Origin of the sequence: Streptomyces sp. NPDC001406 (assembly GCF_042895285.1) — a bacterium.
In the GTDB taxonomy this organism is placed as follows: domain Bacteria; phylum Actinomycetota; class Actinomycetes; order Streptomycetales; family Streptomycetaceae; genus Streptomyces.
Genome location: NZ_JBIAWG010000024.1, coordinates 77,335 through 95,834 on the forward strand (window position 1 = coordinate 77,335; position 18,500 = coordinate 95,834).

The 18,500-nt window shown below is 69.0% G+C and carries 16 protein-coding genes, 1 tRNA gene and 3 pseudogenes; 10 read left to right on the forward strand and 10 right to left on the reverse strand.

The annotated features are described in order from the left end of the window. Nucleotides 1-354: 354 nt before the first annotated feature. The 5 genes from ACFY1J_RS41215 to ACFY1J_RS41235 all read right to left on the reverse strand — a co-directional run bounded on the left by ACFY1J_RS41215 (nt 355) and on the right by ACFY1J_RS41235 (nt 5,574). Nucleotides 355-1,452 (reverse strand): diacylglycerol/lipid kinase family protein, encoded by a 1,098-nt coding sequence (locus ACFY1J_RS41215; protein WP_390733018.1) that lies wholly within the window; start codon nt 1,450-1,452, stop codon nt 355-357. A 97-nt stretch (nt 1,453-1,549) separates the two neighbouring features. Further along, entirely contained in the window at nt 1,550-2,596 is a 1,047-nt protein-coding gene (locus ACFY1J_RS41220) for an NAD(P)-dependent alcohol dehydrogenase (RefSeq protein ID WP_390733019.1), read from the reverse strand. A 23-nt stretch (nt 2,597-2,619) separates the two neighbouring features. Continuing rightward, complete coding sequence (locus ACFY1J_RS41225) at nt 2,620-3,894, reverse strand: cytochrome P450 (protein ID WP_390733020.1); 1,275 nt, start codon at nt 3,892-3,894, stop codon at nt 2,620-2,622. 61 nt (nt 3,895-3,955) lie between these two features. Continuing rightward, nucleotides 3,956-5,359, reverse strand: a complete 1,404-nt coding sequence (locus ACFY1J_RS41230) for an NAD(P)/FAD-dependent oxidoreductase (protein WP_390733021.1) — start codon at nt 5,357-5,359, stop codon at nt 3,956-3,958. After that, entirely contained in the window at nt 5,356-5,574 is a 219-nt protein-coding gene (locus ACFY1J_RS41235; RefSeq protein ID WP_390733022.1) for a ferredoxin, read from the reverse strand. Before ACFY1J_RS41235 ends, ACFY1J_RS41230 begins: the two co-directional genes overlap by 4 nt. A 643-nt stretch (nt 5,575-6,217) precedes the next feature. Here ACFY1J_RS41235 and ACFY1J_RS41240 point away from each other — a divergent pair. From ACFY1J_RS41240 to ACFY1J_RS41250, 3 genes and pseudogenes are all read left to right on the forward strand, one after another. Further along, nucleotides 6,218-6,759, forward strand: a pseudogene (locus tag ACFY1J_RS41240) (cellulase family glycosylhydrolase); the annotation flags it as partial. Next, the gene (locus ACFY1J_RS41245; RefSeq protein ID WP_390711888.1) at nt 6,756-8,210 is read left to right on the forward strand and encodes a glycoside hydrolase family 6 protein; all 1,455 of its coding nucleotides are present in this window, start codon (nt 6,756-6,758) and stop codon (nt 8,208-8,210) included. The pseudogene ACFY1J_RS41240 and the gene ACFY1J_RS41245, both read left to right, overlap by 4 nt. Before the next feature lie 898 nt (nt 8,211-9,108). Then, nucleotides 9,109-9,453, forward strand: a complete 345-nt coding sequence (locus ACFY1J_RS41250) for a MerR family transcriptional regulator (RefSeq protein WP_390711889.1) — start codon at nt 9,109-9,111, stop codon at nt 9,451-9,453. A gap of 196 nt (nt 9,454-9,649) precedes the next feature. On the opposite strand, the gene ACFY1J_RS41255 is transcribed toward ACFY1J_RS41250, so the two are convergent. Continuing rightward, the gene (locus tag ACFY1J_RS41255; protein WP_390711890.1) at nt 9,650-9,871 is read right to left on the reverse strand and encodes a transposase; all 222 of its coding nucleotides are present in this window, start codon (nt 9,869-9,871) and stop codon (nt 9,650-9,652) included. Nucleotides 9,872-10,255: 384 nt separating this feature from the next. Between ACFY1J_RS41255 and ACFY1J_RS41260 the strand changes: the two genes are divergently transcribed. The 3 genes and pseudogenes from ACFY1J_RS41260 to ACFY1J_RS41270 form a co-directional block, all read left to right on the forward strand. Then, nucleotides 10,256-11,464 (forward strand): ferredoxin reductase, encoded by a 1,209-nt coding sequence (locus ACFY1J_RS41260; RefSeq protein ID WP_390711891.1) that lies wholly within the window; start codon nt 10,256-10,258, stop codon nt 11,462-11,464. 19 nt (nt 11,465-11,483) lie between these two features. Then, nucleotides 11,484-12,632, forward strand: a complete 1,149-nt coding sequence (locus ACFY1J_RS41265) for a fatty acid desaturase family protein (protein ID WP_390711892.1) — start codon at nt 11,484-11,486, stop codon at nt 12,630-12,632. A gap of 131 nt (nt 12,633-12,763) precedes the next feature. Next, nucleotides 12,764-13,139 (forward strand): annotated as a pseudogene (locus ACFY1J_RS41270) (helix-turn-helix domain-containing protein); the annotation flags it as partial. A gap of 67 nt (nt 13,140-13,206) precedes the next feature. On the opposite strand, the gene ACFY1J_RS41275 reads toward ACFY1J_RS41270, so the two are convergent. The 3 genes and pseudogenes from ACFY1J_RS41275 to ACFY1J_RS41285 form a co-directional block, all read right to left on the reverse strand. Further along, nucleotides 13,207-13,683 (reverse strand): hypothetical protein, encoded by a 477-nt coding sequence (locus tag ACFY1J_RS41275; protein WP_390711893.1) that lies wholly within the window; start codon nt 13,681-13,683, stop codon nt 13,207-13,209. Between the two features lie 34 nt (nt 13,684-13,717). Further along, nucleotides 13,718-14,194, reverse strand: a complete 477-nt coding sequence (locus ACFY1J_RS41280) for a MarR family winged helix-turn-helix transcriptional regulator (protein ID WP_390711894.1) — start codon at nt 14,192-14,194, stop codon at nt 13,718-13,720. A 492-nt stretch (nt 14,195-14,686) separates the two neighbouring features. Next, a pseudogene (locus ACFY1J_RS41285) lies at nt 14,687-15,044 on the reverse strand (ISKra4 family transposase); the annotation flags it as partial. Between the two features lie 606 nt (nt 15,045-15,650). On the opposite strand from ACFY1J_RS41285, the gene ACFY1J_RS41290 reads away from it, so the two are divergent. From ACFY1J_RS41290 to ACFY1J_RS41305, 4 genes are all read left to right on the forward strand, one after another. Continuing rightward, nucleotides 15,651-16,028 carry a hypothetical protein gene (locus ACFY1J_RS41290; protein ID WP_390711915.1) on the forward strand — a complete coding sequence of 126 codons (378 nt, stop codon included), beginning with the start codon at nt 15,651-15,653 and terminating at the stop codon, nt 16,026-16,028. A gap of 9 nt (nt 16,029-16,037) precedes the next feature. Next, a complete protein-coding gene (locus ACFY1J_RS41295) occupies nt 16,038-16,913 on the forward strand; it encodes a sensor histidine kinase (protein ID WP_390711895.1) in 876 nt (291 codons plus the stop codon). Further along, the gene (locus ACFY1J_RS41300) at nt 16,910-17,566 is read left to right on the forward strand and encodes a response regulator (protein WP_390711896.1); all 657 of its coding nucleotides are present in this window, start codon (nt 16,910-16,912) and stop codon (nt 17,564-17,566) included. Before ACFY1J_RS41295 ends, ACFY1J_RS41300 begins: the two co-directional genes overlap by 4 nt. A gap of 283 nt (nt 17,567-17,849) precedes the next feature. Continuing rightward, nucleotides 17,850-17,923, forward strand: a tRNA-Met gene (locus ACFY1J_RS41305). Here ACFY1J_RS41305 and ACFY1J_RS41310 read toward each other — a convergent pair. Beyond that, nucleotides 17,905-18,321: a transposase gene (locus ACFY1J_RS41310; RefSeq protein WP_390711897.1), complete on the reverse strand. Its 417-nt coding sequence runs from the start codon at nt 18,319-18,321 to the stop codon at nt 17,905-17,907. The two genes, ACFY1J_RS41305 and ACFY1J_RS41310, sit on opposite strands and share 19 nt — an antisense overlap. Nucleotides 18,322-18,500 lie beyond the last annotated feature (179 nt).

An 18,500-nucleotide genomic window follows, 5' to 3' on the forward strand; every position in this document is an offset into this window, starting at 1 on the left:
CCCCACCGTCCCCCCAGCACTGATCACCGGAGCCGGATCGGCGGGCCGGCGGCGAACAGCGAAGAGCCCCGCCCGCCCGGACGGGCACACACCTCGGCCGGCGCCGCCGTCGCACGGCCGCGGATGACCGCGAAGCGAACTCGCTGCGAAGGTGGAGCAACGATCGCCCTGGCGTCCGCCGCCTGCTCGGCATCACTCCCAGATCACCGCCGTCCGCCACGATCGCGGCTGATTGCGCATCAGCCCGTTCTGTCTCGGACGTGATGCGCTGCGCGGCACGTCGCCAGCCAGGGCCGCGCGCAGTGTGCACACGTGGTGACCGGGAAGTCCGCGCTCTGCCCGGTTCGGCTTCGGTCAGCCGGTATGACGGCCGTGAACAGTTCGCCCGACAGCCGAGGCCACCCGCCGGATGGTGCCCCGGCCCGGCGGCCGCACGGCGGGCGCAGCGCCCGGCCGATGGCGGGGAACCCGTACCCGTAGCGTTCGGGGACTGATCCGGCACCGCACGGGAGTCGGCAGGGTGACGGCTTCACCGTCCAGCCCGACGGGGACGAACGGGACGTCGGCGTCGACGACAACCTCTTCAGAGGTGGCCAGATTGGTCAGGCCGTGCGTCTGCCCACCTCGCAGCCGGGCGGCCGTCTCGGCGGGCGTCTCCGCCCTGGCGGCCAGTACCCCCAGGAGCCCGGAATCCAGCTGCGCCCGCCTGCCAAGCCCGGCCGGGTCATCGACCCGGTAGGGGTTGTTGCTCACCAGCACGGCATCAGGTCGGTCCACAGTGAGCAGCCCGGCGCGTACCACCAGCTTCGGGCCCTCGTGGCGGGCCAGGAATTCCGGGAGGATCCGCACCGTCGTGCCGATCTTGTCCTCCCGATAGGCCGGGTCCTGCACCAGAGCGGCGTAGGCACCGAACGACACGTTGTTGACGAACACTCGCTCGCCGGCGAACCCGAGATCCACGCGCAACTCGACGCCGTCCGTGAGGGCCTCCAGCGCGGCCGAAGGGTCCTCACGGTCCAGGCCGAGGTCCATCGCGAAGTGGTTGCGGGTACCGGCCGGAATGACCACGAAAGGAAGACCGCTCTTCGCAGCCACCCCGGCGACAAGTGCCTGCGTGCCGTCTCCGCCGGCCACCCCCAGCAGATCCGCGCCGTCATCCACCGCGCGTCGGGCGACAGCCGTGAGGTCCTGGGGCCGGGAAGGATCGAGCAGGAGAACCTGAGCCCCCAACGCACGGGCCTGTTCCGCGATCCGGAACCGGCTCGCTTTCCCTCCTCCCGAACGGGGATTCACGATCAGATACGGCCGCCGTGCAGCGGCCACCGGTCGGAACGCGTCCCCGGTCATGGCAAGCGCCGACAGGCCGCGTTCATCAGTCCGGCGCCCGTCACAGTCACAGGCGCCGACACAGCTGCCGTTACCACGCCCGCTGCTGACTGTGCCGTCCGCCACCGGCCCGGTCCAGCGATCGCACCCGCCACAGCCTCCATGATGTTTCCTCCGACAGTTACGGCCTACAGCACCAGCCCGGTCGCCTTGATGACAGCACTCACGGGTGGGGGGTGATGACGGCACGTCCTTGGATCTTGCCGTCGTGCAGGAGCTGGTATGCCTCGTCGGCGCGTTCCAAGGGGAAGCGCTCGACCAGCATCTTGATCTTTTGCTGCTGGGCGAGGGTGATCACTTCCATCAGTTCGGGAAGGGAGCCCCAGTAGGGCGAGGCGACCGAGCACTCGTGCGGCGGGCTCGAGAAGTTGACGGGCAGGGCTCCGCCGCCGAGACCGACGATGGTCAGGTGGCCCAGCACCCTGGCCACCTGAGCAGCCATCCGCAGAGTTGGGTCTATGCCGACCATGTCGAGCACGAGCTGAGCGCCCTGCTGCCCCGTCATGTCCTTGATGCGCGTGACTGCCTCCTCGCCCGAGAGCAGCACCTCGTCCGCGCCCATGCGCTTGGCGGTTTCCAGCTTGCCGGCATCGGTGTCCACGGCCACGACGGTGGTCGCCGCGCTGAGCGCTCGCACCATCTGGATGGCCATCTGGCCCAGACCGCCCACCCCGATCACCACCGCGGTCGAGCCCGGCCCCAGCAGGTGCACCGATCGCTTGACGGCGTGATAGCTGGTCAGCCCCGCGTCGCTGAGCGGGGCAGCCTGGCGGGGGTCGAGGGTGCCCAGCGGAATCAGGAATCGCGCCGCCGGGACCAGCAGGTACTCAGCCATTCCGCCGTCGTGACCACCTCCCAGGCCTCCGCCCTGACCACTGTCCTTCTGGCAGTAGTTCTCCCGGCCCTCCCGGCAGTTGGCGCACACCCCACAGCCCCAGGGACCGTAGACCATCACAGGGTCCCCGGGCGCGAACCCGGTGACACCCGGTCCCAGCCTCTCCACCCATCCCGCATTCTCATGGCCGAGCGTGAAGGGCAGTTCTGTGGCGAACCCGGGTGGTGGTCCGGGTGCCTCCATGATGTGCAGATCTGAGTGGCACGCACCGGCACCCCCGACCTTCACCAGGACCTGCCCCGGTCCGGGCTCGGGCACTGGCACCTCGCGCAGCTCCGGCGGTTGCTGCCATCCGACTAGTTGAAAAGCCCGCATAGCGATCCCTTACGCACGGCGAGTCAGTCGCGGATCCCGTCGATGTCGACCAGGACGTGGCGCGGGCCGCGGAAAATCTGGTTGTGGCGGTACGGCGGTGGGTCCTCTACGAGCCGGGGGTTGTTCACCCGGCGGACGAACTCGCCGACCGCGACCTGGACCTCGAGCCGCGCGAGCGGAGCGCCGAAACAGAAGTGGATGCCCTGGCTGAACCCGAGGTGCTGGTTGTCTCGGCGTTCGAGGTCAAGCTCGTCGGGGTTGGCGAACCGCTTCGGGTCGCGGTTCGCCGAGCCGTATGCCAGGAAGATCGGCGCGCCCTTCGGGATGGTGGTGCCTGCGATGTCGATGTCCTCCACGGCGGAGCGGGTGTGCCAGAACTGGACCGACGACTCGAAGCGCAGCAACTCCTCGACCCCGGGCACGATCAGCTCGGGCCGGCGGCGCAGCTTCTCGAGCGCGTCGGGGTGCCGCAGCAAGGTGAGCACGCTGTGGGCGATGAGATTGACCGTGGTTTCATGCCCGGCGAAGATCAGGAGCAAGGCATTGCTCACGAGCACGCCCTTGGACATCCCTCTCTCCGGGCCGTCCTCGTTCACCATCGCCGAGAGCATGCCCGGGCCGGGTTGCTGGGCGTACCGGTCGAGCAGCTCAGCCGCGAACTGGCCGAACTCCTCCACGGCCCGGCGCCCCCCGGCCAGTCGGCTCTGCATCTCCTCGGAGGCAGCCTCGGGGCCGAAATCCAAGGCGTCCAGGGCCGTCTCGATCCAGCTGTGGAAGCGTGGCTCGTCTTCCAGTGGTACGCCCAGGACCTTGCAGATCACAGTCACCGGCAGGGGGTAGGCGAACTCGTCGACGGCATCGATCCGGGTCTTGCCCTGCATGTCGTCCAGAAGGCCGTCCACGATGCGGCGGATCTCGGGTTCCAGGTCGGAGATCAGGTGAGGGGAATGGGGCGGACCGACGAAATGCGGCGTCATCAATCGGCGATCTCGATCGTGCTCGGGTGGATCACAGGTGATGATGTTCGGCTCCAGAGAAATGACCGCCTCCGTGATCGGCTCGGCCTCCGCCTCCGCCGAGCCCTCGGCCGGGGCCGCGACCGGGGCGGGGAGCTTCCTGATATCCGAACTGACCCGGGGGTCGTGGAGCAGCGCCACGACCTCCCGGTAGGTACTGACGACGTAGGTACCGTCCGGCTGCCGCGCTACCGGTGTCCTGCGGAGTTCCTCGTAGAACGGGTACGGATTGGCGCGGTTGGCGTAGCGGAGGGCCTGCTGCCAGGGTGTTTCCTCGACCACGAGGCTCCCCTCCTTCTTCCTGTCGATGCTGTCCGCTTGCACGCCCGACCCGGTGGGCGCGTCACCGAGGGCGAGACCGGAACTCGGCCCTCCGCTCGCTCGGGTCGTGGCCGGTCAGGACGACGTCGGGGATCGCCGTCGGGACGCCGGGTGGCGGGAACTCGGCCGGGATCGGCTTCGCCTCGGAGGGCTGGTCCCAGCCCGGCGGTGGAGGCGGGAACGGACCCGATTGTTCGATCAACTTCCCGTAGTACTCCAGCCACTTGCCGTGATCGAAAGTGACGGCGGCGACGATGCGGCCCCGGCGACCGTAGGCGGCGGCGAAGTGGCGCTCCTTGACGGACCCCTGCGTGAAGACGATCTCGTCGCCGAACGGAGGCACACCGACGGACTTGATGTTGACGCCGAACTGACCGGACCAGAAGCCGGGCAGCAACAGATGCGGGCGATAGTGAGGCTCGAGGTTCACCATGTTGTGGGCCGCGACCTCGGCGCCGAGAACGGCATTGTCCCAGTGCTCCATCGCGAGGAACTGGTACTCATACAGCACATGGGGCGCGCGCGCCACGTCCCCTGCCACGTAGATGCTGTCGGTGACCACGCCGTTGATGTCGAACGCGCGACCGCCGGCGTCGCAACCAACGCCCCAGAAACCGGACGCCAGCCCGGCGCCTTCCAGCCATTCCACGTTGCGGATCGACCCCAGCGAGGCCACCACCACGTCGGTCTCGATGGTGGTCCCGTCCGAGAGATGAGCACGCCGCACGTGTCCGCCGGAGTCGCCCTCCAGTGACGACACGCCCAGCCCGCAGCGCAGGTCCACACCGTGGTCGAGCTGCATTTCCGCGGCGATCTCACCGATCACCCCGCCGAGCGCGCCGACCAGCGGCGCCGAGCCCCGCTCGACGACGGTCACCGGGAGATCGAGTTCCCGGCAGATGGAGGCCACCTCCGAGCCGATGAACCCGGCGCCGATGACCATGACCCGCGACGGCGGAGTGGCCAGCGCCTTTTGCAGCTGGGCGGCATCATCACGCGAGCGCAGCGTGTAGACCCCGTCCAGGGTGGCTTCGTCCGGGTTCGGCCACTGTCGCGCCCGGGTGCCCGTGGCGATCAGCAACCGGTCGTACGGGATCTGCTCGCCGTCGGCCAGGCGCACCTGCTTGGCGGCCCGGTCCAACCCGGTGGCGGCCACTCCGAGCCGCCACTCCGCATTCACTTCTCGCAGGCGGGGCAGCTTGGTGTGGTCGGCCGGCACCCAGCCTTTGAGCACCTGCTTGGACAGCGGGGGACGGTCGTAGGGCTCGTACGGCTCGTCCCCGATGATGGTCAGAAACCCGGTGAAGCCCTCCTCACGCAGGGCTTCGGCGGCCCGCAGTCCGGCCAGGGACGCACCGACGATGACGATCCGGCCGTTGGCTCTGAACTCGCGCACCAGCTCTGCGACCGTTGCCGGCACGCTCATGGCGTCGCGCTCCCTTCCGCGCCGTCCAAGCGGTCGATCACGATCGCCTGCACCGGACACGCCGCAGCGGCTCGCTCAACCTGCAGGCGCCGCTCGTCATCGGGGTTCGGCTCGTAGGTGAGCGCCTCCTGGCCAGTCAATCTGAAGACCTCGTGCGCCAAATACACGCATTGTGCGTATCCCTGACACCTATTCAGGTCCACGGTGATCCGCATGGGCAGACTCCTTCCGATCTGCCTCCCGCCCCACAGCGACCATCCACGCGGGCATGCAGCCATGCGGCGGGCGGTTACCTTCCGTCAGGTGACCTAGCTGGACAACCCCCTATCGCCCCGGCCGACGCCCGGCTGAGCACCCGTATGTTCGATCTCCTTCGCCACGGCAGTGCCTTCGCTGTGCTTACTGCCGGTGAGCGTCACGGTCCGAAGGTCGCGGCACGCATCCGATGGCGCCGGCATCAAGGATTGCCCCGGCCGTTCCGCCCTAACAAAATCCTCGCCCCGTCTTCCGACGACCGCAAACCCGCTGTACGGAAAACGTCTCTCAGGGCAGCTGTAGTTCTTGATCACTGATCGGTTCGTGCAGGTCCGGGGGCTACCGGAGTGCCTGCCCGCATGGAAGCGGCCATGGTGATCATGAGCGTTTGCAGGGACAATACGGCCTCCCGGGCCGACCGAGTCGGCTGAAGCCGCTGATCACGCCTAGCACGCCCGGTCACCACCCTCGAGGACCTCACGGTGGGGTGCCGCCCATGGTCCCGGGCCGATGCTGTGTGGGCTGCAGGCGGAGTACGGCCGTACGTTCTGCCAGCTGCCGGCGCAGGAGCTGGTTTTCGACCGTCGCCTGGTGCAGGGCGCCAAGGACGACCAGGCGGTGGTGTTCGACCTGTTCAACGAGCCCTACCCGGACCGGGCGACCTCCAGCGCGACGGACGCCTGGAAGTGCTGGCGGGACGGTGGCAGCTCCCCGGGGATCTCCTACGAGGTCGCCGGCGTGCAGGATCTGGTCGACGCCGTACGCGGAGCCGGCGCGAAGAACGTCGTCATGGCCGGCGGGCTCGCCTACTCCAACGATCTCAGCCAGTGGCTGACGTACAAGCCCACCGACCCTACGGGCAATCTCACCGCCGCGTACCACGTCTACAACTTCAACGCCTGCGTGAGCGCCAGCTGCTGGAACTCCACCCTCGCCCCGGTCGCCGCCCAGGTACCGCTGATCGCCGGGGAAGTCGGCGAGAACACCTGCTCGCGCTCCTTCGTCGACCAGGTCATGAAGTGGTTCGACGACCACAACCTGTCCTACCTGGGTGGACCTGGAACACCTGGGACTGCTCCTCCGGGCCCTCCCTGATCTCCGCCTACGACGGCACACCCACCGCGTACGGCGTCGAACTGCGTTGAGCCAGTGGGACACCAGCTTCACCGCCGCCCTTGCGAGCAGTGGCTCGGTCAGCTTCGGCTTCAACGGCTCCTACAGCGGCGCCAACAGCGTGCCCGCCACGTTCACGCTCGACGGCGTCACCTGCAACGTCGAAAACAGCGGCGGCACTGGCGGAGGCACCGGTGGTGGAGGCGGCGGTGGCGGTGGCGACACCGGCAGCCGCCTCGACAATCCCTACACCGGCGCCAAGGTGTACGTGAACCCCGAGTGGTCGGCCAAGGCCGCCGCCGAACCGGGCGGCAGCCGCATCGCCGACCAGCCCACCGCCGTCTGGCTCGACCGCATCGCCGCCATCAACGGCGTGGGCGGCGGCATGGGCCTGCGCGCCCACCTCGACGAGGCCCTGAAGCAGAAGGGCTCCGGCGACCTCGTCGTCCAGCTCGTCGTCTACGACCTCCCCGTCCGCGACTGCGCCGCCCTCGCCTCCAACGGCGAACTCGGCCCCACCGACATCGACAAGTACAAGTCCCAGTACATCGACCCCATCGCGTCGATCCTGTCCGACCCCAAGTACGCGGGCCTGCGGATCGTCACCGTCATCGAACCGGACTCGCTGCCCAACCTGGTCACCAACGCCGACGGCACCAACACCACCACCGACGCCTGCGTGACCATGAAGTCCAACGGCAACTACGAGAAGGGCGTCGGCTACGCCCTCGACAAGCTGGGCGCCATCCCGAACGTCTACAACTACATCGACGCCGCCCACCACGGCTGGCTCGGCTGGGACAGCAACCTCGGTCCTGCGGTGCAGGAGTTCCACAACGTTGCGACGACGAACGGCGCGAGCGTGAACGACGTGGCCGGCTTCATCGTCAACACCGCGAACTACAGCCCCACCAGGGAGCCGTACTTCAAGGTCACCGACGCCGTGAACGGGCAGACCGTGCGCCAGTCGAAGTGGCTGGACTGGAACCAGTACGCGGACGAGCAGTCCTACGCCCAGGCGCTGCGCGACAAGCTCGTCGCGGACGGCTTCAACCCCGGCCTCGGTATGCTGATCGACACCTCCCGCAACGGCTGGGGCGGCTCCGCCCGGCCGACCGGGCCAGGTCCACAGACCTCCGTCGACGACTACGTCAACGGCAGTCGCATCGACCGGCGCATCCACGCCGGCAACTGGTGCAACCAGAGCGGTGCCGGACTCGGCCAACGGCCGACCGCGGCTCCCGCCGCCGGTATCGACGCCTACGTATGGGTCAAGACCCCGGGGGAGTCGGACGGGTCCAGCTCCGCCGTCTCCAACGACGAGGGCAAGGGCTTCGACCGGATGTGCGACCCCACCTATGGCGGCAACGCCCGCAACGGCAACAACCCCACGGGCGCGCTGTCGAACGCGCCCTTGGCCGGACACTGGTTCTCCGCCCAGTTTCAGCAGCTCATGCAGAACGCCTACCCGCCGCTGTCGTGACCTGCTGACGCGGTGCGTGTCCGCCGGGGTCAGTCCTGCTCGGCAGAGCCGAGGGACAGATCGCGGCGGATCGCGCGCTTCACGGCGAGCACGCTCGAGCGAGCGGTCCGGGTGAGGCTGTCGCGCCCTATGTCCCGTGCCTTCGGTTGCTGTTCGGTCGTGGCGCGGCCAGTAGATCGGGTGAGAGGTTTCGCCTGATCTGTTGCAATACATTGCAATCAACCAGTGGCGTCAGCAGCGGCCGCGCACCGCACCACCGGCGGGTACCCACGTTGGGCGGCGGTGGATGCATGGGTACCTGCTGGCGCCCCGGATCGGTTGCGCCACCAGGCTCACCGAATGCCCGTGCCCCCATCCTTGCGTCAGCGACGACTGCCGCGGTTGTTCTTCCTGCTCCGCTGGGCCGGGATCCAACCCGTGGCAGAACTCTTCCGTGTGTAGTTGCGGCAGAACTCCAAATCTCGACCATGAAGAAAACCTGTCATGGCGACGGTAGACATTGACTCGTCCCAGGGGTACAGTTTTCCTTGTACCCAGGAAGTCGAACAGGGTGCGGCAGAGACGAACTGCCGTGCATGCAGGTCAAGCAGGACGCAGCCCCACAGGGGCTGCGAGCAGTACCCGTGGTATCCAGCAGTACAGCCGAGTAACCGAAGGTGAGGAGCAGACGCCATCAGGATCGCCCGGGCGAGGAGAAGTCCGCTCGGGTACCGCAGGCCCCGGATTGGAAGGTGGTCCCCGGTCACGCATCCGCGATCCCCGCAGCCCCGCCCTCCCAGGCGGAACCTGCGGAAAGAGAAGGCCGGCGCAGTCGCCGGTAGATGGTGTTGAAAGCTCGGGGCCCGGGTGCCAGCACGGCACCCGGGCCCCCCGACGCGTCCCCTGGAAGAAGAGGTCTATGCCCCCTCGCAGTACCCGCCCCGTCACCCCTCTCGACGACGACGACTACCCCGCCTACACCATGGGCCGGGCCGCCGAGATGCTCGGCACCACCCCCGCCTTCCTCCGCTCCCTTGGTGAACACCGCCTGATCACTCCCCTGCGCTCCGAAGGCGGCCACCGCCGCTACTCCCGCTACCAGCTGCGCATCGCCGCCCGTGCCCGCGAACTTGTCGACCAGGGCACCCCCATAGAGGCTGCCTGCCGCATCATCATCCTCGAAGACCAGCTCGAAGAAGCCCAGCGCATCAACGAGCAACTGCGCACCCGAGGCGGCGAGTCGCAGTCGCAGACCTCAGCCTGATCAGGACGCCGGGCGCCAGCGAACGAGGCCGCCGGCATAGGCCGGCACCGCCGCCCGGGGCCGAGCCGCGGCGACGCGCGGCCCGCTCAATGACCTGCACGCAGAGCCTCCCAGACCTGCCACCGGCTCACCGACATCGACGTCTGCCCCAGCACGATACCGAGGCACGCTCGCCGGGGTCCTCCACCATTCAAGATCAACTGCTTGGCGCGGTGCGCAACGCGGCGATCTCCGCGTCCTTGGCCGACCCTGCGGCAGCCTCGGGATGAGCGGTCTTCTCCGCGGTCTTCACCCACTGCCTGAGCCTCTCATGATTCACCCCGAGCCCGGCCGCTGTCTGCGAGACCGGTCGGTCCGGCGAGCGTACGAGCTCGACCGCGTCAGCCCGGAACTCCGCCGGGTACTTGTAGGTGCCCACCTGGGACTCCTCTCCCTGGACTCAAAATCCAGTGTCGAGGTGTCCACGATCAAGGCGGAAGGCGCACGGACCGCCCCAGCCAGCCACGCGGGTGCCGGCTGGGCGGGGTCGTGGGCCCGAAGTTCCTCGTAGTTCGCTGCAGGCAGGAGTGGGCGGCGGGGCGTGTGGGGTGGCGGAATCTGGTTCCGTGTCCGCCGCCCGTCGTGTCGTTGTGGTTCTCTGGCGGCATGCCGGCTGCGGCCCGTCACCCCGGGGGGCCGATGCACGTGGCCGAGGCGGTCCCGAGTACGTGATGCGGTGATGCGCCCGACGAGCCGGCGAGATGACGTGCCCGACGCGCCCGGCCCCTGCGTGTGCCCTGTGGTGAGAGAAGGGTTTCATCCCATGACAGTTCCGCGCGCACCGACCCTGTCGATGCCGTCGGCCGTCTCCGGTACGTCGGCCGGCCCGTTCGCCGCTCTTGTTGGTCTTGCCGACAGGCTCGCCGAGTGGGGCGGCGGCCGTGTGCCGACGGCGGCGGGCCGGATCACCAGTGCTCTGGTGGGCGCTCTGGTAAGTCCCCTCGCCCCGGACGACTACCTGGCCCTGATCGACCCGCTGCTGTCCGCCCGCCATCCCGCGGGCCGGGTGGTCGCCGTGCGGCCGGAGTGCGCCGGGGCCGCCACGCTGGAGATCCGTCCCGGGCGCGGCTGGGCGGGGCACCGGGCCGGGCAGTACCTGCCGGTGGGGGTGGAGATCGACGGCGTACGGCACTGGCGTACGTACTCGATCACCTCACCCCCCGAGGCACCAGGCCGGACACTGACGATCACGGTCAAGGAGGATCCCAGGGGTCGGGTCTCCCCACACCTCGTGCACCGGACGCGTCCCGGTGCGATGCTCCGACTCGGCCCGGCGCAGGGGGAGTTCACGCTACCGGCCGATCCGCTGCCGCCGCGGATACTGATGGTGACGGCGGGCAGCGGCATCACCCCGGTGGCGGGGATGCTGCGCGCCCTTGCGGGCCGCCGCTTCTCCGGGCCCGCCCCCGACGTCGTACTCCTGCACAGCGCACCCTGCCCGGACGAGTTCCTCTTCCGTGCCGAACTGGCCGGGCTGGCAGCCCGGTTGCCCTGGCTGAGGGTCCACGCGCGGTACACCCGTACCGCAGGCCGGCTGGTCCCGGAGATCATGGGCGTGCTCTGTCCGGACTGGTACGACCGGGAGACCTGGGCCTGCGGTCCGAACGGGCTGCTCGACGCGATGGAGCGGCACTGGGCGGCGGCCGGCGTCGGTGAACGGCTCCGCGTGGAGCGTTTCCGGCCAACCCCCGTGCTGTCGCCGGGCGCCGGCACGGCCGGCGGCCGGGTCCGGTTCGAGCACAGCGGCGTCGAGGCCGACTCGGCCGCGGCCGTCCCCCTCCTGGAGACCGGCGAAGCGGCGGGTGTGGCGATGCCGTACGGCTGCCGTCGGGGGATCTGCTTCGGCTGCCTCGTCCCGCTGGTCCACGGCCGTGTCCGCGATCTGCGGACCGGTGAACTGCACGGTGAACCAAGCGAGTTGATCCAGACCTGCGTCAATGGTGCGGCAGGTCCGCTCGCCCTCGCTCTCTAGGCCCCTCAAGGAGCCTGCGATGTCCACAACTGCTGTACCTGTGACGCCCTTTGAGTCGCCCGAAGACCACACGGAGCTGCTCGGCGAGGAGCTTGACCGGATCCGCGCCGAAGTCGTCGCGGCGCGCGGCGCCGAGGACGCCCGCTACATCCGCACGGTGATCGCCGCCCAGCGCGGCCTGGAGACCGGCGGCCGCGCCGCCCTCGCCGTATCCCTCTTTCCGCCCGCCTGGTTCGCGGGCACCGCGATGCTGACCACTGCCAAGATCCTGGAGAACATGGAGCTGGGCCACAACATCCTGCACGGCCAGTGGGACTGGATGGGAGACCCGGCGATCCACTCGACCACCTGGGAGTGGGACTTCATCACCCCCGCCGACGCCTGGAAACACACCCACAACCACCTGCACCACACCTACACCAACGTCGTCGGTCTCGACCGGGATCTCGGGTACACGATCCTGCGCATGAGCCCGGACCAGCGCTGGCATCCGGGCCACCTCCTCCAGCCGCTCTACACCGCTCTGCTCGCCCCCGTCTTCGAGTGGGGAATCGCCCTCTACGACCTGGAGGCGGACTGCGTGCCGTCCGGCCGCAAGAGCGTGCGGGCCTTCCTGGGCGACCTGGCCGGCTTGGCTCGCAAGGCCGTGCGCCAGGCGGCCAAGGACTACGTCCTCTTCCCCCTGCTCGCGGGCCCGTCCGCGCTGCCCTGCCTGGTCGGCAACGTCATCGCGAACGGGCTTCGCAACATCTGGGCGCACACCGTGATCTTCTGCGGCCACTTTCCCGGCGACGTCCAGACCTTCTCGTACGAGGAGAAGCAGCTGGACAGCGAGACCCGCGGCCAGTGGTACCTGCGCCAGATCCAGGGTTCGGCGAATATTGAGGGCGGTTTCCTTCTCCACGTCCTCACCGGCAACCTGAGCCACCAGATCGAACACCACGTCTTCCCCGACCTGCCCAGCAATCGCTACGCCGAACTCGCGCCACGGGTGCGCGAGATCTGCGCCCGGTACGGGATCACGTATGAGAGCGGGCCGCTGTGGCGCCAGTACGTGTCCATGTGGGGCCGCGTGCTGCGTCACGCGGTGCCGGATGGGTCTCGGCGAAGCCTGCCGGCGCTCCGCGAGGATGCCTTGGACCTGTTCGACCAGGCGGAGCGCAGTTGATGCGATGCACGGGAAAAGCGCGAGCCGCACCAGCCGCAGTAGCGTGGATCGTGGGTTGGCTCACTCTCACGTGCAGCTGCCCGGAAGGGCGACTCCGGCGTGTTTGCGCCGGAGTCGTTGTCACAGACGCACTGGCGGTTCAGCGCCGCGCGCTGGCCCAGGCGTTCGGGTGCGCCCCGCGTGGTGTGGCAACGACTCCCTGCGCGCCCGGAAGCAAGCTCACGCGGCCGGGCGCCCGTACGTGTCGTCTGCTGAGCTGTCCAAGACGCACATCACCGAGGCCAAGCGGACCCCGGAGCGGGCCTGGCTGGCCGAGGTGTCCGCAGTGGACCTGCAACAGTCCCTCCGGGACCTGGACACCGCCTGTCGGAACTTCTTCGACGGCCTCAAGGGCAAACGTTGCCCGGTGGGACCGCCCGGTACAAGTCGAAGAAGGACAGCCGACAGTCGATCCGGCTGAACACCAACGCCTTCAAGGCCAACTACTACGGCACCGTGACGGCGGCGTCCAGGTAGCGGGTGTTCCACGGCACCACGGTGTTGAGGACTTCCGGATCCGGTAAGGCTGCGTGGACTACGGCTGCGCTGCGTCGGGTGCGGCGTGCCGGTCGCGCCGGAGGGCGGCTGCGGTGAGGAGTCTGCCGTCGCGGACGTTGAGGCTCAGGAGCGTGATGTTGACGGCGCCGCCGAGGAATTCGACGGCTTGGACGACCGCGAACACCGTGTCGAAGCGGCCGTCGGCGGCGAAGACCCGCAGGGCGAGGGCGCACGGGACGAGGACCAGCAGCCCGATCGCCGCGGCCGCTGCCATACGCCGCTGTTTGCGCCGGATCAGGGGGGCACGCCGGCGCCGCGCGCTCAGGAGCCGACCGGTGCCACCGGTGACCGCCATGCACGGCACCAGGACGAACAGCGCGAAGATGATGGCGGTCTTGACCGCCCGTAAGGCGTGGTGGTCGCCGAAGATCTCGACCACGGCCGATGCCGTGAAGAAGAGACTGATCAGCGTCAGTGCGAGAACCCCGGCAATGGCGTGCACTCGGTTCCTCATGGACTTCTCCCCGTCCTGGGTTGAGCTTTTGGGTTCAGGAGCGCCCGCTCGACTCCAGGTTCTCGATGGCTCGCGCGATCATGCTCAGCAGCAGGGTGACCTCGGCCACGTCCAGCCCGCGGGTCGCCAGGCCATTGACGTCGCGGGCGGCGGCGACCAGGGGGTCCTGGAGTTCGCGGGCACGGTCGCTCAGCAGCACCTTCGCCTGGCGTCTGTCGTGCGGATCGGGAACGCGGTGGATCAGTCCGTCGCGCTCCATCCGCTGCAGGGTGTTGGCCATGGTCGGCTGCTCGATCTGGACGCGCTCGCACAGTTCACGCTGGGTGAGCCCCTCCTGCTCGTACAGCGCGAGCAGCTGGGCGAACTGCCCCGGCACGACCCCGTGCTCCTCGATGCGCAGCCGCAGGGCCCGCTCCAGAAGCCGCGCGAGATGGTTGACCTGGTATCCCAGTGACGCCTCCCGGGGCAGCCGACCGACCGGCGGGCTGGAGCCTTCGGGCTTCGTGGTCATGGTCCACCTCCGACGTCGCTACTGCTGCTTCGATTAGTCCATAGCAAACTATGTATGTCAACTGGCGGCAGGGCGGTGCGCGCTGCGCGCTGCGGACGTCAGCGCGCCTGCGCGCCGAGATGGTCGGATATTCAGTCGCAAGAGCGCGGGATGAAGTCGCCGAAGTAGTTGGCGACGTGGCGTTCACCGGGTCCGGTGATGAAGAAACCCGAACGTGCGGATCGTGCTGGCCAACGTCCCCCACCGCACCATCCTCGGCGACGCCAGCCCCCGGCTGCCCCAGCGCATAACCGACTACAGCGCCGCCCCGGCCAAGGCGATCGCCGCCTGGAGCACTGACGCCTCACCCATCGCGCTCGCCCGACGCCGACGGCGCGCTGGGCTGCAATCCGACCGCAACCACCTACCAGTGCAACGGTGTTGGGTGCGGATCCTCTGAAGTGACGGTTGGGATCAAGCAGTGAGGCTGAAGTTCTGCTGGTCAGGGCTGGGTTAGAGGCGTTGATGTTCACGGGCCGCGTGGAAGGTCCAGTAGCCCTCGAAGTCGCCGTTTGTGATCAGTGCGCGGAGTTGGAGGACGCTTCGGCGCCATCGAGTCCACAGCGGGCGCCGGTGATGTCGAGGCGGTCGGCGATCAGGTGGCGGCAGGCGCCTTCGACGGCGCCGGTGGCGATCGGCCAGCCGACTGCGAGGGCAGTGTCGTAGTGGAGTTGGTCGAGGTGGCTGGTGAGGTACCGGTGGCAGGTGGTGACGGCGTCGCGGCGGTCGGCGGACAGGTGCTGGGCCGCGGCCTGCGCGTCATCTCGGTGGCGGCGCGGTCGGCGTGTCCGGCGAGGATCGCGGTGTCCTTCCGGCGCTACCTTCGCGGCCGACAACTCTGCCCGCACTTGCGCGACGGTCTCCCGCGTGATCTCCAACCGCGACAGATCCGCCCGGGCCTTCTCCAGCCGGCGGGGTCTTCCAGCTGGGCCATGACGTGCTCGGCCACGCCACTGGCGGCAGTGGAAGCGGTGTGGGAGCCCGCGTGGGCTGGCCCTTCAATACGGTCAAGGATCGGAGTGGCCTCGGCTCTGCTGGTGTCGTCCGTCGGGGTGACAGGGTTCGGCGTTGTCGATACCCGATGAAGTGCCGGTTGGCGGCGCAAGCGGATCAGGCGCCTGGCGGCAAGGCTCGGGGTGGATGTCGAATGGGAATCCGGCGGTCTCCACCCTGGGGTGGAGACCGCCGGCGTATCTCCGTCCAGGCGCTCATGCGTGGAACTCCCGCGGTCAGCAGGGTGGTCGCTGTCTGATCTTCTCGACGAAGGGAATTCCATGATCTACGCATGTCTCGCGGTGGCTGTCGGGCTGGCGGGGCTGGTGGCCTACGTCACCCGGTCGCGGCGGCGCTCGGGCGGGGGGCGCCGATGAGCGCGCCGACCGCTGAGCGTCCGCCTGCCTCGGTGGACCCGGCGGCGATGCCGGGTGCGACACTGCCCGCGCCCCGGCCGGTGGCCGGGGGTGTTGCCGGCCCGGGCGTCGCGGAGGTGACAGCGGTACGGCGTCGCGAGCGACGGGGACTGGCCACGGTCATCGGTGCCTTCGCCATCTGCCCGTGCCACCTGCCGTTGACGTTGGCGCTGCTGGGCGCTGCACTGGGCGGTACCGCCGCGGGTGTGTTCCTGCGTGAGCATGTCTGGCTCGCCGGTTCGGTCATTACCCTGGTCTGGGTGGCGTTGACGTGGCGCGGGCTATGGCTGGTACGCAAGGGGCGAAGCTGTCCGGCCCCGGGGGCGAGGGGGACTGGTATGTCGGCCTGGTCGCGGTGGCGGCACGGCGCGCGACGGGGAAGGTAGCTGGACTCGATGAGCGAGGTGGGCATGGTGGTGGTGTTGCTGGGCTGCCTGGCGGCGGCCGCCGCCGGCCTGCTCTCGCCCCGGTTCGGTGCTCCGCTGGCAGTCGCGGTCGGGCTGGGGCTTGTTGTCGCCGGTTTCTTCCCTGCGGTGGCGCTGTCACCGGTGTGTGCCTACCTCGTGGTGGCACTGAGCCGGACGGTCATGCGCGAGCGGGCGACGCGGCGACGGCTGGAAGTGTCGTCTGCGGCCGCGCGTGCCGCGGAGACCAGGGAGGCCGTACTCGGTGAGCGCACTCGGATCGCCGGGGACATCCACGACGTGGTGGCGCACACCGCCAGCGCGCTGCTGGTCCAGCTGATGGCAGCGCGCTCCCTGCTGGAGGACGACCCGGTCGATGTGCCGCGGCTTCGCGGGATGCTCGACCGCAGTGTCGAGGTCGCCCGGGCCTCGATGCATGAGACGCAGACGGTGCTCAGCGCATTGCGCGGCGGCGGCCCCGACTGGGCACAGGTGCATCAGCTGGCGAAGGACTTCGCGATGACCTCCGGCTTGCCCTGCGAGATTGTCCTGCCTGATCCGGCGCCCGCGCTGGACCAGGATGCGGCCCTCGCGCTGTACCGCACCGTGCAGGAGGCGCTGACCAACACCGTGCGGCACAGCACGGCGGAGCGGGTTCATGTCGAGGTCACGGTGCAGGAGGGGCAGGTGCTCGCCACCGTGGAAGACATCGAGGGGAAGCGGCGGCAGCCACGCCCAAAGCTGCCCAGCGGCGGTCAGGGGCTGACCGGACTGCGGGAACGGGTCGCCGCATCCGGCGGAACGCTCGTCGCCGGTCCGACCGCCACCGGCTTTCTCGTGCGGCTGACCCTTCCGGTGGCGCGATGAGCGTGCGCGTACTGGTCGTCGACGACCAGGAGCTGGTGCGCGAGGGACTGGTCATGCTGCTCGAACGGGCATCCGGTGTCGAGGTCGTGGGCAGCGCTGCGGACGGGCACGGGGCGCTCGCGTTCACCCAGAGCCTGCGCCCCGACATCGTCCTGATGGACCTGCGTATGCCCCGTATGGACGGCATCGAAGCCACGCGGCGTATCGTCGAGGCTCACCCGGACGTAGCCGTCCTCGCTCTGACCACCTACCCCGACGACCGGTCGCTGTTCGCAGCTCTGCGCGCCGGCGCGCGCGGCTATCTGACCAAGGACGCGACCGTCGAGGAGATCGTCGCCGCCCTGAACACCGTCGTCACCGGCGGCACAGCCCTCGCGCCAACAGTCCAGGGCCGGGTCGTCGCCGTCGCCCTCGGCGGCGACGACAGCGGCCACAACCCCAGACCGCACGACCGGCTCACATCCCGCGAGGTGGAGGTGCTCTCGGCGATGGCCGACGGGTTGCGCAACGAAGAGATCGCGGCCCACCTAGGCATCAGCATGGTGACCGTGAAGACCCACATCAACCACATCTTTGCCAAGATCGGAGTGATCGATCGAGGCCAGGCAGTCGCGTATGCGTACCGCACCGGGCTGGCACCTCGAACCGACTGACCGCACGGCGAAGTACCACAACAACATCAGCCACCGTCAGCATCGACATCCTCGGACCAGGCTGGGCTGTCGTCCACTGATGGCGACCCGCAGCGACCTCCAGGTAGACGAGGTGCACCGCCCTGGCGGCCCGGACGGTCCCACCCGCGCCGTGGCCTCATGGCGTGGTCGGTCAGCAGATACCCCAGAGACAGAACATAAGGAACCGCAGGCCCAGAACATCGTCCCCGGCTGAAAACGGTTTCGCCCCCATCGGCTGTGCTGTGTAGAGTGGCCGGACCGACGCGGGGTGGAGCAGCTCGGTAGCTCGCTGGGCTCATAACCCAGAGGTCGCAGGTTCAAATCCTGTCCCCGCTACGAGAGCCGAAGGGTCCGGCAAAATTGTCGGACCCTTCGACGTTCCCGCCCGCCCTCGCCCCGGCCGGCAGCCGGTCGGCTGCGCGGCCCGGTCCGGGGACTGCCGAGATCTCCTTCGCGAAGAAGACCGCGGCTTTTCGCAGCACCTCAATCGTCTTGGCCTGTTCGGCGCTCTGCCTGCGTAGCCGCTTGAGCTCCTCGCGTTCCGCAGCCGTGAGCTCGCCTGGCTGGCCCTCGCCCCGGTCGGCCTTGGCCTGGCGGTACCAACCACGCAAGGACTCCGGGCTGATGCCGAGTTCCCGGGCGACCGCGGTGACTGTCCGGCCCGTGGAGTCGACGAGTGCGATGGCGTCCCGTTTGAACTCCGCGGTGTACCGCTTCGTGTACTTGCTTCCCACCTGGTGCTACTTCCTCTGGAACCTCATGCCCCAGTCTCCAGGTGTCCACGATCAAGGGGAAGGTTCAGGGCCGCCATCACCCTCATGACCCGCCGCCTCACCCGCCACAAGGCCCGCCCCGCCGAACGCCGCGACATCGCCCATGGCTACGTGATCCACAAGCCGCCTGAGCCAACGGC

Excerpts from the sequence above, each read along its gene's own strand:
- ACFY1J_RS41220 (WP_390733019.1), bottom strand. The coding sequence starts at position 2,596 with ATGCGGGCTTTTCAACTAGTCGGATGGCAGCAACCGCCGGAGCTGCGC.
- ACFY1J_RS41230 (WP_390733021.1), bottom strand. The coding sequence starts at position 5,359 with ATGAGCGTGCCGGCAACGGTCGCAGAGCTGGTGCGCGAGTTCAGAGCC.
- ACFY1J_RS41235 (WP_390733022.1), bottom strand. The coding sequence starts at position 5,574 with ATGCGGATCACCGTGGACCTGAATAGGTGTCAGGGATACGCACAATGC.
- ACFY1J_RS41250 (WP_390711889.1), top strand. The coding sequence starts at position 9,109 with ATGCCCCCTCGCAGTACCCGCCCCGTCACCCCTCTCGACGACGACGAC.
- ACFY1J_RS41260 (WP_390711891.1), top strand. The coding sequence starts at position 10,256 with ATGACAGTTCCGCGCGCACCGACCCTGTCGATGCCGTCGGCCGTCTCC.
- ACFY1J_RS41265 (WP_390711892.1), top strand. The coding sequence starts at position 11,484 with ATGTCCACAACTGCTGTACCTGTGACGCCCTTTGAGTCGCCCGAAGAC.
- ACFY1J_RS41275 (WP_390711893.1), bottom strand. The coding sequence starts at position 13,683 with ATGAGGAACCGAGTGCACGCCATTGCCGGGGTTCTCGCACTGACGCTG.
- ACFY1J_RS41280 (WP_390711894.1), bottom strand. The coding sequence starts at position 14,194 with ATGACCACGAAGCCCGAAGGCTCCAGCCCGCCGGTCGGTCGGCTGCCC.
- ACFY1J_RS41290 (WP_390711915.1), top strand. The coding sequence starts at position 15,651 with ATGCCGGGTGCGACACTGCCCGCGCCCCGGCCGGTGGCCGGGGGTGTT.
- ACFY1J_RS41295 (WP_390711895.1), top strand. The coding sequence starts at position 16,038 with ATGAGCGAGGTGGGCATGGTGGTGGTGTTGCTGGGCTGCCTGGCGGCG.
- ACFY1J_RS41300 (WP_390711896.1), top strand. The coding sequence starts at position 16,910 with ATGAGCGTGCGCGTACTGGTCGTCGACGACCAGGAGCTGGTGCGCGAG.